The 13,060-nt window shown below is 75.8% G+C and carries 7 protein-coding genes, 1 tRNA gene and 1 pseudogene; 4 read left to right on the forward strand and 5 right to left on the reverse strand.

What is annotated here, in order from left to right; translation table 11 throughout:
* The first annotated feature begins 207 nt into the window (after nt 1-207).
* Both IE225_RS12020 and IE225_RS12025 read left to right on the forward strand, forming a co-directional pair.
* A complete protein-coding gene (locus IE225_RS12020; protein ID WP_190057432.1) occupies nt 208-750 on the forward strand; it encodes a hypothetical protein in 543 nt (180 codons plus the stop codon).
* Between the two features lie 116 nt (nt 751-866).
* Nucleotides 867-1,418 (forward strand): DUF4232 domain-containing protein, encoded by a 552-nt coding sequence (locus IE225_RS12025; RefSeq protein WP_190057433.1) that lies wholly within the window; start codon nt 867-869, stop codon nt 1,416-1,418.
* A gap of 220 nt (nt 1,419-1,638) precedes the next feature.
* Here the strand turns inward: IE225_RS12025 and IE225_RS12030 are convergent, their stop codons facing one another.
* Nucleotides 1,639-2,814: a DUF2786 domain-containing protein gene (locus IE225_RS12030; RefSeq protein ID WP_190057434.1), complete on the reverse strand. Its 1,176-nt coding sequence runs from the start codon at nt 2,812-2,814 to the stop codon at nt 1,639-1,641.
* 476 nt (nt 2,815-3,290) lie between these two features.
* Between IE225_RS12030 and IE225_RS12035 the strand changes: the two genes are divergently transcribed.
* Nucleotides 3,291-4,073, forward strand: a complete 783-nt coding sequence (locus IE225_RS12035) for a Clp protease N-terminal domain-containing protein (RefSeq protein WP_190057435.1) — start codon at nt 3,291-3,293, stop codon at nt 4,071-4,073.
* A gap of 70 nt (nt 4,074-4,143) precedes the next feature.
* Nucleotides 4,144-5,871 (forward strand): bifunctional 3'-5' exonuclease/DNA polymerase, encoded by a 1,728-nt coding sequence (locus IE225_RS12040; protein WP_190057436.1) that lies wholly within the window; start codon nt 4,144-4,146, stop codon nt 5,869-5,871.
* A gap of 34 nt (nt 5,872-5,905) precedes the next feature.
* Here IE225_RS12040 and IE225_RS12045 read toward each other — a convergent pair whose 3' ends face one another.
* The 4 genes and pseudogenes from IE225_RS12045 to IE225_RS12060 all read right to left on the reverse strand — a co-directional run bounded on the left by IE225_RS12045 (nt 5,906) and on the right by IE225_RS12060 (nt 12,837).
* A complete protein-coding gene (locus IE225_RS12045) occupies nt 5,906-9,388 on the reverse strand; it encodes an AfsR/SARP family transcriptional regulator (RefSeq protein ID WP_373303173.1) in 3,483 nt (1,160 codons plus the stop codon).
* A 459-nt stretch (nt 9,389-9,847) separates the two neighbouring features.
* A pseudogene (locus tag IE225_RS12050) lies at nt 9,848-10,741 on the reverse strand (glycosyltransferase family 2 protein).
* 311 nt (nt 10,742-11,052) lie between these two features.
* Nucleotides 11,053-11,129: transfer RNA gene (locus IE225_RS12055), tRNA-Thr, on the reverse strand.
* A 115-nt stretch (nt 11,130-11,244) separates the two neighbouring features.
* Entirely contained in the window at nt 11,245-12,837 is a 1,593-nt protein-coding gene (locus IE225_RS12060; RefSeq protein ID WP_190057437.1) for an alpha/beta hydrolase, read from the reverse strand.
* Between the last annotated feature and the right edge of the window lie 223 nt (nt 12,838-13,060).

The following is a 13,060-nucleotide window of genomic DNA, read 5'->3' on the forward strand; positions in this document are numbered from 1 at the left end:
TTACAGCTCCCCCGAGGACCCGACGCACCCCTTCAATGTTGGACGAGTGCTTCGCCGGAAGCGTTCCCGCCGCACTCGCCCCCCTGGGGCCGCGGAGAGGGTGGGAGAGGGTGCTGGTAGCTTGCTGCGGTCGCTTCCGGCCGGCCTGGCCGGCGGGCCGCAGCAGTTTGGGGGCTTCCAGTGACTTCGGCGACCACGGCTACCACGGTGACCCTCTCACGGCGGACGCGCGGGCCGTCCCGCCGGGCGGTACGCGTCGCGACCGCGGCCGCCGCGCTGGCCGGCGCGCTCGCGCTGACCGCGTGCAGCGGCGGCTCGGGCGACTCGGCGGGCGGCTCCCCCTCCACCTCCGGCACGGCCGCCACGGCGTCGGCCGGCGCGTCCGCGTCCGCCTCCGCGGACACCGGCGGCGGGACGGGCGCCACGCCGTCCGCCGGTGACAAGCTGCAGGGCAGCTGGCTCGCCACCACGGGCGGCAAGGCCGTCGTCCTGGTGTTCAACGGCGAGCAGGCCGGGCTCTTCACCACCGGCGGGACCATGTGCAGCGGCACGGTGGAAGAGCGGGCGGGCAGGCGGACGATCCACCTCCAGCGCACCGCCGGCAACCGGAACCGCGTCGACGGCGTGGTCGATTCCGTCGGCAGGAACACCCTGAAGGTCACCTGGGAGGGGTACGGCAGGGAGACCTTCCGCCGGGCGGAGGGCGGCCGGCTGCCGACGGGGCTGCCGACGGCGGGCTCGGGCTCCTGACCCGGGGTGGCCGCCGGGTCTCCGGTCACACCCGGTACCGGCGAGGCGAGCGAGCCGGACCGGGGCCGGTGCGGGATGATCCTGGGGCATCGTCACGAACCTCAGGGGACCACCTCATGCGCACCTTCCCGATCACGCTCACCGTCACCGCTCTCGCCTCCGCCCTGCTGCTGACCGGCTGCGGCAGCGGCGGTGACGGCGGCGGCAGCGGCGAGAAGAACACGGGGAGCGGGAGCAAGAACGCCGGCGCCGCCGCGTGCCGGCTGAGCGACATCGGCCTGCGGGTCGGACCGGCCAATGCCGCGCCGGTCGCCGGCGACACCGGCAACGTGCCCGTCACCCTGACCAACCGCGGCTCCACCTGCACCCTCCAGGGCTTCCCGGGCGTCAGGCTGACCGCCGGGAGCACTTCGGTGTCCGTCCCCTCGGAGAAGGGCGCCCAGCCGCAGAAGCTGACCCTGCCCGAGAACGGCACCGCCTCCTTCACCCTCACCTACGTGCGGGGCGGAGCGAGCGGCGCCGGCAGCCTCGCCGCCAGGACGCTGACGATCAGCCTCCCGGGCTCCGGCGCCCACCAGAGCCACCCGTGGTCGTACGGCCCGGTCGCCCTGAAGAGCGGCGGCACCCCCGACGCCACGGTCAGCGCTTTCCAGCAGGCCGGGGACTGAGACAGGGACCACGCCCCGGGGGCCGAACGCGGGCCACCGCCACCGGCGGGACTGTCCTACTCCCCACCGCGCCGGCGAGACCTGCCCGGGTCGCGGCCGCAGCCGGTGACAGTCACCCGAGTCCCACCGCGGCGGGTGCCGCCGGCCCCGGCCCCCACCGCGACCGGCGCGGCACCCGTCCGCACCTCACCCGAGAGCTCACCCGAGACCCGTCCGCGCCTTATCCGAGCCGCGGACGGGCCCGCACCTGGGCGCGGTCCGCGGCGCGGGCGCCCTCCGTCCAGCCGGCGGCGTCGTTGACCCCGCGCAGCCGGGTGGTGGTCGTCTCCGGGAACATCCGGTCGAGGCGTTCGGTGACCGCCGCCTCGCGGCTCGCCAGGGCCGGCAGCAGGTCCCGCGCGTCCGCCTCGCCCACCTCGGTCCCGGCGTGCTCGGCGGCGGCCGCGAGGCGGGTGCCTATGCGGTGGGCGTAGGCGGCGAGGAACGACTGCCGGAAGGCTTTCGTGCGCTTCCGGCCGCCCGCGCGCTGCGCCGCCTCCGCCCTGGTCATCGCGGATTCGGCCTGCACGAGCAGCGAGGCGTAGAGGAGCTCGACGGCCTCCAGGTCCGGGGCGAAGCCGACGACGGTGGAGAAGCCGAGGGCCTCGTTCCACACCGCGCGGCAGTGGTTGGCGGTGGCGACCGCGTCCAGCAGCACCGCCTTGGCCTGCTCGTACGGCGGGTCGACACCGATCCGGCAGGCGCCGGGTGCGCCGGTGCCGGAGCCGTCCCCGGGCGTGCGGGCGGCGAGGAGGGCCTCGTCGATGCTGTGCCGGGCCATGAGTTCCTGCGCCTTGGCGGTCAGCGCTTCGGCCTCCTCCGGGTAGCCCGTCGCCTCGGCCTTGGCGAGCAGGGCGCGCACGCGCGTGAGGACGCGGGACTCCGGGCGGGCGCGGCCGGAACCGGCGGCGGGGGCGGATCCGCCGGGGGCCGCGTCCGCGGGGTCCAGGGGTTCGAGGGGAGGCAGGCGCAGCAGCAGCCGGTACAGCTCCAGGACGGCGGTGGCGCGGGTGAAACGGTCGGTGCGGGGCGGCGGGGCGGTGGGAAGCTCGGCGAGCTGGGCGGACCAGCGCGGGCCGCGCGGGCCGTCGTACGGCGCCTGCTCCCGGATCAGCGCGGCGACCAGCCGTACGTGCACCTCGTCCAGCTCGCGCCGCACGATCCGCACCACGTCCGCCGGCTGCCAGCCGCGCCGCCAGGCCGTCGCGACGAACTCCCGCCCGCGCCGGCCCAGTTCGCCGTCCGCCTCCGGGTCGGCGGCGAGCAGGGAGGCCCCGGTGTCGAGGGTGTCGTCGGTCCCGGCGTACAAGGCGGCCCGGAAGGCGCGTTCGACGGTGCTGCTGCTGGTCGTGGTCACGCATCGATCGTGGCACGCGGCGCCGACACGGCGTCCACGCCTGTGGAAAACCTCGCCGCGGGCGCTGCCGCCGCAGCCCCCGCCCGTGCGAAACCCGTGCGAGACCGACGGCGGTCACCGCCCCGGTGCCGCGCCCCGCACCGCCCCGGTGCCGTGCACCGCACCCCCGACCAGCCCGGTCCCGCCCTCCGGAAACCACTCACCGTCGCCTCGCCGCGCGCCGGGCAGGGCGCCCTTCGACACGTCTCCCCGCGCGACGTCCCCGGTCGCCGCCTTCGCGCTCCGCGTCACCCCGGGACCGACATGTTCCTCGTCTCCTTCACCGTCGCGAGGGCCGGGCGGCGCGGGCCCGGAACGTCTTCGGCGGCGCGATCCTCACGGGGCCGGCGGTGCGTGCGGCCGACGGCCGGCCCGAAGCAACCCCCTTTCGTCAACCGGAGGTTGACACCCCCGCCCTGTCAACCTACGGTTGACACATGACGCAGCAGCATCCGGCCATCACGTCCACCGTCCGCCTCGACGACCTCATCGCGGCCATCAAGAAGGTCCACGCGGAACCACTCGAACAGCTCCAGGACGCCGTCCTCGCCGCCGAGCACCTCGGCGAGGTGGCCGACCACCTCATCGGCCACTTCGTCGACCAGGCCCGCCGCTCCGGCGCCTCCTGGACCGACATCGGCAAGAGCATGGGCGTCACCCGGCAGGCCGCCCAGAAGCGCTTCGTGCCCAAGGAATCCACGGAACTCGACCCCTCCCAGGGCTTCAGCCGCTACACGCTGCGCGCCCGCAACGTGGTCATGGCCGCGCACAATGAGGCCAGGGCCGCGCGCCACGCCGAGGTCCTGCCCGAGCACCTGGTCCTCGGCCTGCTCGCCGAATCCGAGGCCCTCGCCGCGCAGGCCCTCGCCGAGCAGGGCGTCTCGCCCGACGCCGGGCGCGCCGCCGTGGCCGCCGTCCTGCCGCCGCCCGCCGAGGACGCCCCCGAACTCGTCCCGTACGGCGCCGCCGCCAAGAAGGCCCTGGAACTCACCTTCCGCGAGGCCCTCCGCCTCGGCCACAACTACATCGGCACCGAACACCTCCTGCTGGCCCTGCTGGAGTACGAGAACGGCGAGGGCGTCCTCAGCGACCTGGGCGTCGACAAGGCGCGGGCCGAGGAGTTCGTGACGAAGGCACTGGCCGACCTGGTGCAGGCGCGCCGGGAACAGCAGGACGAACAGGAACAGCAGGACGGACAGCAGGACGGACAGCAGGGCTAGCCGAAGCGGCCCCTTTCCGGGAAACCGCAGCTCGGGCCGGGTTGTCAGACCCGCCTGCGACACTCGCCGTATGACCGACCGGTGGGCTCTGGCTCCGGCCGAGGACGGTGGCGTGGAGCTCGCCGCCCTCGGTCCGGACGGGCTGCCCGCGGGTCCGGTCACCAGGGAGCCGGACCTCGCCGAAGCCGTGCGCGCCCGTCCCGGCGTCGCACGGTGGGTGTGGCGCTCCACCGCGGAGGTGTACCCGCGCCTGCTCGCCGCGGGCGTGCGCGTGGAGCGGTGCTACGACATCGAGAGCGCCGAGGCCCTCCTGCTCGGCCACGAGGGCCGCCACGGCGAACCCCGCTCGGCCGCCGCCGCCCTGGCCCGGCTGCGCGGCGGCCCCGTACCGCCGGATCCGCCGCAGCGCCCGGCCGCCCCGGGCGCACAGTCGCCCCTGTTCGAGCCGCCGGGCGACCGCCTGCCGCTGACCGATCTCCTGGAGGTCTACGCCGAGCAGCGGCGGCGGCACGACAAGGCGGAGCACCCCGACCGCATGCGGCTGCTGACCGCCGCCGAGTCGGCCGGGACGCTGGTCGCCGCCGAGATGAACCACGTGGGACTGCCGTGGCGCGCGGACGTGCACCGCGCGGTGCTGCACGACCTGCTCGGCGAGCGCTACGCGGGCGGTGGCGAGCCGAAACGCCTGGCCGAACTCGCGGAGGAGATCTCCGCCGCGTTCAGCCGCCGGGTGCGGCCCGACCTGCCCGCCGACGTGATCAGGGCCTTCGCGCAGGCCGGGATCACGGTGCGCTCGACGCGCCGCCGGGAGCTGGCCGCCGTCGACCATCCGGCGGTGCCACCGCTGCTGGAGTACAAGAGGCTGTACCGCATCTGGGTCGCCCACGGCTGGTCCTGGCTGCAGGACTGGGTGCACGAGGGGCGCTTCCGGCCGGAGTTCCAGGCCGGCGGCACGGTCACCGGACGCTGGGTGACCCACGGCGGGGGCGCCCTGCAGATCCCCCGGGTGATCCGCCGCGCGGTCGTCGCCGATCCCGGCTGGCGGCTCGTCGTCGCCGACGCCGACCAGATGGAGCCGCGCGTGCTGGCCGCGATCTCCCGCGACCCCGGCCTGATGGAGGTGGCCGGCCGGGCCACCGACCTGTACCAGGAGGTGTCCGACCGGGCGTTCTCCGGCGACCGCGCCCAGGCCAAGCTCGCCGTGCTCGGCGCGATCTACGGCCAGACCTCCGGCGACGGCCTGAAGAACCTCGCCGCGCTCCGGCGCCGCTTCCCCCGGGCGGTGGCGTACGTCGACGAGGCGGCCCGCGCCGGCGAGGAGGGCCGGCTGGTGCGCACCTGGCTGGGCCGCACCTGCCCGCCCGCGCGCGGGGCGGGTGACGCGTCGGCGGAGGAGGCCGGCCTGCCCCAGGACCCGGACGCCACCGCCACCACCACCGCCACCGCCGCAGCCGCCTCGGACGAGACGGGCTCGCCGGAGTGGGAGCCCGGCCGAGCCTCCGCCGACGCCCGCGCACGCGGCCGGTTCGCCCGCAACTTCGTCGTCCAGGGCAGCGCCGCCGACTGGACCCTGCTCCTGCTGGCCGCCCTGCGCCGCGCCTGCGCCGGCCTGCGCGCCGAGCTGGTGTTCTTCCAGCACGACGAGGTGATCGTGCACTGCCCCGCGCAGGAGGCCGACACGGTCGTCGCGGCGATCGCCGACGCCGCCGCCCTGTCCGCGCGCCTGACCTTCGGGGACACACCGGTGCGGTTCCCGTTCACGACGGCGGTGGTGGAGTGCTATGCGGACGCCAAGTAGCACCCCTGGCGGCACCCGGGCGGCGGCCTGCGGATCACCCGCACCGGCGCATGTCCGCCTCGCCCAGCAGCGCGCGCAGCTCCGCCGCCACGGCCTTTTCGTCCGTGCCGTCCAGCGCCTCCAGCGCGGCACGCCACTGCGCGTACGCCTCCCGGCACCTGCCCTGCTCGCGCAGCAGCAGCCCATGCTGGTGCCGGGCCAGGCCGCCCACGTAGCGGTCGGCGCGGGCGTCGGCGCGGGCCAGCAGTTCCGCGCACTCGCGCCCGGCCCGCTCCAGCCGGCCGAGCTGCCGCAGGGCGCGGACCAGCCCGAGCCGGGTCTGGGACTCGCCGTGCCAGTCGCCGTGGCCGCCGAGGATGCGCAGACTCTCCTCGAAGTGGGCCGCGGCGGCGGCCGGTTCACCGAGGGTGAGGTGGGCGTAGCCGATGTTGCAGTGCGCGGAGTGCTGCACGATGACGGCGCCGATCGCCTCCCCGATGGCGAGCGAGCGCCGGTGCTGCTCGATGGCGGCGCGCGGGTCGGTGTGCTCGTACAGGTTGCCGAGGTGGCTGTAGGTGACGGCCTCGCCGTGGGGGTCGTTGAGCTGCCGCGAGTAGACCAGGCTCTGCCGCAGGGCGGCGCCCGACTCGGCGTAGCGGCCCAGGCCCTCCAGCAGCAGCCCGCGGTTGTTCAGGCAGCGCCGGATCCAGGACAGCACGCCGAGCCGCCGCCAGATGGCCAGCGCCCGGTCGGTGAGCGCGAGGGCCTCGCCGTGCCGGCCGGTGAGGAAGTGCAGCCCGGCCAGGTCGCTCAGCGCGTACGCCTCCGCGGCCTCGTCCTGAAGCCGCCGCGCCGCGGTGAGCGCGGCCCGCCCGAGCACCGCCATCTCGGCGAGGCGGCCCCGGCGCTGCGCGTACGGGAAGAACAGCCGCACCAGGGTGGAGACGTGGGCGACGACGTGTTCGTCGGGTGCGTCGGCGTACCGCTCCACCAGCGCCACGACGTTCTCCAGCTCCCGGTCGCCCCAGGCGAAGGCGTCCTCGGAGCGCGCGAACGGCGCCACGGCGGCGACCTCGGCCGCGTGCCCGGGCGGCTGGGCGGCGGTGGGGCGGCGGCGGTCGTCCTGGTCGAGGCCCGGTTCGACTATCACCGTCATGACGCGTTCGGCGACGGCGGCGTACCAGCGCAGGGCGGTCACCACGGTCCGCCCGGTCTCCCGGCCGTCCCCGGCCAGTTCGCGGGCGAAGTCGCGCACCAGGTCGTGCGGGGTGTAGCGGCCGTACGCCGTCTCCTCCAGCAGCGCGACGTCGACGAGCCGGTCCAGGGCGGCCTCGGCGCGGCGCTCGTCGCCGTCGGTCAGACGGGCCAGCAGCGGTGCCCCGTACACCGGCAGGTCCAGGGCGCCGATGCGGCGCAGCGCCTGGGCCGCGTCCCGGTCGGCCTCGCGCTCGGAGCCGGCGAGCGCGTCGTGGGCCACGGCCAGGGAGCGGCGCACGCTCAGGTCGTCGTACTCCAGGTGGTGCAACCGCCGCTCGGTGGCGGCCAGTTGGTCGGCGAGCACGTCCGGGGTGAGAGCTCGGCGCGCGGCCAGCCGGGCGGCGACGACGCGCAGCGCGAGCGGGAGCCGGCCGGTGAGGTGGACCAGCGGGTGCCCAGCGTGCAGGCCGTCCCGCCCGGAGACCGCGCGCAGCAGGGCCGCGCTCTCCTCACCGGTGAGCGGGGCGAGCGGGAAGCGGCTGGCGCCGTCGAGCGCGGTGAGCGGGGAACGGCTGGTGACGATCACCGCGCAGCCGGATCCCGCCGGCAGCAGCGGCCGCACCTGTGCCGCGTTCGCCGCGTCGTCCAGCACCATCAGCGTGCGTGTCGGCGTGAGCAGCGACCGCAGCAACGCCGCCGCCTCGTCCGGGTGTTCGGGGATCAGCCGCGGCTCGGTGCCCAGGTCGCGCAGCAGCGTGCGCAGTGCCTGACCGGCGGTGAGGGGCGCCACGCCGGGCGTCGCGCCGTGCAGGTTGACGTACAACTGCCCATCGGGGAAACGATTCCGCAGCTCATGGGCGACGTGCAGGGCCAGAGCGCTCTTGCCGACACCGGCCATGCCGCTGACGACGGCGACGGGACACCCGGGAGCGGCGGCCCCCTCCGGACCGGCCGGACGCCCGGCGGCGAGAGCGTCGAGGAGGGCCCTGACGACATCGGTCCGGCCGGTGAAGTGGGCCGGTGCCGGGGGTAGTTGGGCGGGCCGGGGTGGGGTGGTGAGCCTGGTGAGCCCGACGGAACCGGCCAGTTCGGCAGGTCCGGTCGGCTCGGCGGGGCTGGCGGACCCGGCTGTCCCAGCTGACCCGGCGGGGTCGACGGGGTCGACGGGGTCGGCCGATCCGGCGGGGCCGCCGTCTCCGTACGCCGGCTCGTCCTCGGCTCCGTACGCCGACTCGTCCTCGGCTCCGTACGCCGGCTCGTCCTCGGCCCCGTGCGCCGCTTCCGCCACCGGCGACGAAAGCCCGGAGGCAGCCGGCGTCCCCGGCCCGAACGCGCCGGCGGTCTTCCCCGCCCGTCGGCCCCCGGTTCCGCGCGCCTTCGCGACCGCCCCCGCCCGTGCCCCCGGCACCCCGCCGACGGCTGCCCCCTGTTCCCGGGCGGTCCCCGTGGCCGTGTGTTCCCGGGCGGTCCCCGCGGCCACGGGTTCCCGGGCCGTCCCCGTCCGCCGCCCCGCGGCGGTTCCCGCCCGTCCCCCACCGGCCGCGGCTCCGGCCGTGAAGGGGTCACCGCTCTCCCCGGCCGTCCCCCGCAGCACCTCCGCGTGGGCCTCGCGGACGGCGGGGCCGGGTTCGACGCCGAGTTCCTCGATCAGGCGGGCGCGCAGGTCGCGGTGGACGGCGAGGGCCTCGGCCTGGCGGCCGGCGCGGTGCAGGGCGAGCATGAGCTGACGGTGGTAGACCTCGCGCAGCGGATGCTCGGCGGCCAGTGCCGCCAACTCCGGTACGAGACCGGCGAGACGGTCGCCGCCGAGGGCGAGTTCGGCGTCGTAGCGCCACTCCAGGAGCAGCAGCCGCGCCTCCTGCAGGCGCTGCACGAAGGCGTATCCGCCGAGGTCGGCGGGGAGCCCGTCGAGGGGTGCGCCACGCCACAGGGCGAGCGCTTGCGTGCAGGCGCGCACGACCCGCGCCCAGTCGCGCTCGGCGTGCGCCGCGCGCGCCTGCGCGATCCCGCGTTCGAAGAGGTGGACGTCGAGTTCGCCGTCCTCGACGCGGAGCAGGTAACCGGGCGGTACGGCGCGCAGCCGCTCGGGGTCGTCGAGGAGCCGCCGCAGCCGGGTGACGTGGTTGTGCAGGGAGGCGCGCGCGGAGGCCGGCGGGGTGGGGCCCCACAGCGCGTCCTGGAGGGCGCTGACGGAGACGACACGGCCGGCCTCCAGCAGCAGGGCGGCCAGCAGGGTCCGCAGCTTGGGGCTGCCGATGGGGCGGGCCCGGCCCTCGTCGTCGTACACCAGGGGCGGTCCCAGCAGTCCGTACCGCAGTTCGCACCGCACCACGACGCCCACTGCCTTTCCGTGCGGCCGCCGCGGCCGCGCTCCACGGCGAAGACCCGCAGCCACGGCGGAGCACGCGCGCGGGCGCGCGAGGTGCCCGCTCCGGTGCGCCGCCTGACGGGTTTCCGCCCTCTTCCCGACGGTTTCCCGCCACCATCTTCACACCGGTTCGCAGCGGAATCCGCTACTGTTCCGGCCGACTTGGGCCGTCGTCCGGCGACTTCCGGCCGGCCCGAACCGGGCACCGAGACGAACCGTTGGCCACATGTTAGCGATCCGTTGGTGCCGCCTGGTGTGATCGTCACATCGGATCTGGTCCGACGGCGCGCGCGTACGACGCGCAATCGGGGGAGTGTCGCCGCCGCGGCCGGATCCGGGGACACGAGGGCCCCGGTCGGCGGAGGTGAACGACCGGGGCCCTGTCCGCACGCTCCCCGGCCGCCTGCCGGACGGCGGCCCGCCGCCCGCAGGTCAGATGACCGGTGGCCGCCCCAGCCGGGTGAGCCGCCACACCGTCCGCCACCGCATCGGCCGCCGCTCCCCCGCGGGCTGCCGCAGCCCCTCCACGAACCCGCCGCACTACGCCCGCAGTCCGCCCAGGGAACGGGTCCGTACGACGGTGAGCAGCGTCCACACCGCCAGGTGCACCGGGATGAGCGGCAGCGGAAGCCGGCGCCGGACCAGCCAGACCCGGTTGCGGGCCGTGACGCGGTGGTAGATGGCGTGCCGGGCGGGCGAGGTCTTCGGGTGCCGCAGGAGCAGCTCGGGCGCGTAGCGGATGCGCCAGCCGGCGTCGGCGGCACGCCAGGCCAGGTCGGTCTCCTCGTGCGCGAAGAAGAACTCGGCGGGCCAGTCGCCGATCTCCTCCAGCATCGCCATGCGCAGCGCGTGCCCGCCACCGAGGAACCCGGTGACGTACCCGCCGCGCAGCGGATCCGACTTCCCCACCCGCGGCACGTGCCGCTGCTGCGTCTCCCCGTTCTCGTCGGCGATCCGGAAACCGACGATGCCGAGGCGCGGATCGGCGGCGAACAACTCCGCCACGCGGCGCAGCACGTCCGCGTCGACGAGCAGCCCGTCGTCGTCCAGGTCCACGACGACGTCCACGTCCCCGAACTCCCGCAGCCGGGCGAGGGCCACGTTCCGCCCGCCGGGGCAGCCCAGGTTCTCCTCGGTCTCGACGACGGTCACCTCGCCGGGCAGCGACAGCCGGCGGGCGAACTCGGGCAGCCGGCAGCCGTTGCCGACGACCACGATGCGCGCGGGCGCCAGGTCCTGCTTCGCGACCGACTCCAGCAGGGCGTCGACCTCGGCGGGCCGGTTCCCCATGGTCACCACCGCGACCGCGATCCTCGGCTCCGCCATGTCCCTCACCCCGTCCGGCCGACGACGACACCGGCGCGCCGACCGTACGGCGCCCGCCGTTCACCAAGATGTTGCCGCAACGGCCGCGGGTGTACCGGCTCGGCTTTCCTTTGCACCCTTTTTACGGCGCTTTTCCCTCCGCGGCGCCGACGCTTCCCCCGATGCCGCAGGACACGGCACAGTCACGCAACCGCGCCGACCCGCAACCGTACGGGCCCGCTCCCGCCGCCGGCGACGGCGCCGACACCGCGCCCACAGACCCCATGGAACGACGAAAGGCCGACCGGGAAACTCCCAGTCGGCCTTCTCGATGGAGCCGCTTTCGGGATTCGAACCCGAGACCTACGCATTACGAGTGCGTTGCTCTGGCCATCTGAGCTAAAGCGGCGTGCTGCCCGCACCGGGGTGCGCTCGGCAACGTGGGTAAGTCTACACAGGTTCCGGGGGTGCTTCGTACCGGCCCCGGAGGCGGGGCCTCCGGGGAGCGGGGCGGGTGGGCGAGGCTACGAGCAGCGCTTTCCGTCCGCGGGCGGGGTGCCGCGCAGGAGGTAGGTGTCGATGGCGGAGTCGATGCAGGCGCTGCCGCGGCCGTAGGCGGTGTGGCCGTCGCCGTCGTAGGTGAGGAGGCGGGCGGAGGCGAGCTGGCGGGAGAGGGACCGGGCCCAGCGGTAGGGGGTGGCGGGGTCGCGGGTGGTGCCGACGACGAGGATCGGGGCGGCTCCCCTGGCCTCGATGCGGTGGGGTTCGCCCGTGGCGCGCACGGGCCAGTACGCGCAGTTCAGGGCGGCCCAGGCCAGGCCGGCGCCGAAGACCGGGGAGGCCTTCCGGAACTCCGGCAGGGCCTGGCGCACCTGGTCCGGACCGGTGAAGGCGGGCGGGAGGTCGAGACAGTTCACGGCGGCGTTGGCGGCCATGAGGTTGGCGTAGCGGCCGTTGAGGCCGCGCTCGTAGTAGCTGTCGGACAGGGCGAGCAGGCCGGCACCCTGGTGCTGCTTGATCGCCGAGGTCAGCGCACCGCGCAGCTGCGGCCAGGCCGACTCGTCGTACATCGCCGCCATGACGCCGGTGGTGGCGAGCGCCTCGCCGAGGCGGCGGCCGCTCCGGTCGCCGGTGGGGAGGGGGTGGGCGTCCAGCCGCCTGAAGAACGCGCCGAGGGTCTTCGCCGCCCGGGCGGGTGTGGTGCCGGCGCCGCCGAGCGGGCAGGCGCCGCCGTGGCGGACGCAGTCCTTCGCGAAGGACCGGAACGCCGTCTCGAAGCCCGCCGTCTGCTCCAGGTTCATCCGGCGCGCGGGCAGCGACGGGTCCATCGCGCCGTCCAGGACCAGCCGCCCGACCCGGTCCGGGAAGAGCCCGGCGTACGTCGCGCCCAGGAACGTGCCGTAGGACGCGCCCACGTAGGTCAGCCGCCGGTCGCCCAGCGCCGCCCGCAGGATGTCCATGTCCCGGGCCGCCTCGACGGTGGAGACGTGCCGCAGCAGGCGGGCGGCGTGCGCGCCGCAGCTCTCGGCGTACCTGCGGTAGGCCGAGACCAGTTCGTCGGTCTCCTTCCGGTCGTCCGGGGTGACGTCGGTCTGCGTGTACGCGTCCATCGCACGGCCGTCGAGGCAGGTGACCGGCTCGCTGCGGGCCACGCCGCGCGGGTCCATGGCGACCAGGTCGTAGCGGGCGCGGATCGCGGCCGGGTAGCCGACGCCGGCGTACTGCTGCAGGTACGCGATCGCCGAGCCGCCGGGTCCGCCCGGGTTCACCAGCAGCGAGCCGAGGCGCTTGCCGGGGCCCGTGGCCTTCTTGCGGGCGACGGCCAGCCGGACGTCTCCCGCGCCGGGCCGGGCGTAGTCCAGCGGCGCCTTCAGGGTGGTGCACTCGTAGCCGGAGACGCCGCAGGCCCGCCACTTCGGCCGCTGGCCGTAGTACGGCGCCGGCGCGGACGGCGTGACCCGGGGCAGCGCGGCCGGCGCGGCCTCGGCGGCCGACCTCGTGGAACGGCTCGCGGTCGTCCCGGAGGAACAGGCGGACACCAGCAGCGCCGCGGCCGCGAGGACGGCGGCGGCCGTGCGGGTACCGGTACGGACGGCTGGGCGAAGAATGCGGTACATCTGGCGATCGTAACTCTGCGCGACGAATCGAATGCTCTCCGCACGGGAGATGTCCCGGACGGGTCACCCCGTCAACCGGGTGCGCGTCCTGCGGGGGTGCGGCCGGGGACTCGGAGGCGTGGCCGCGGGGCCGGGGGCGGAGGCGTGGCCGCGGGGTCGGGGTCGGGAACGCGGCCGCGGAGTCACGAGGTGCGGTCGCTCGTCCAGGGTACGGCGCCGCGCG

This window comes from Streptomyces echinoruber (assembly GCF_014651135.1).
GTDB lineage: Bacteria > Actinomycetota > Actinomycetes > Streptomycetales > Streptomycetaceae > Streptomyces > Streptomyces echinoruber.

Bases quoted from the DNA above. Each gene is read 5' to 3' on its own strand.
- IE225_RS12035 (WP_190057435.1), top strand. From the start codon at position 3,291: ATGACGCAGCAGCATCCGGCCATCACGTCCACCGTCCGCCTCGACGAC.
- IE225_RS12040 (WP_190057436.1), top strand. From the start codon at position 4,144: ATGACCGACCGGTGGGCTCTGGCTCCGGCCGAGGACGGTGGCGTGGAG.
- IE225_RS12025 (WP_190057433.1), top strand. From the start codon at position 867: ATGCGCACCTTCCCGATCACGCTCACCGTCACCGCTCTCGCCTCCGCC.
- IE225_RS12060 (WP_190057437.1), bottom strand. From the start codon at position 12,837: ATGTACCGCATTCTTCGCCCAGCCGTCCGTACCGGTACCCGCACGGCC.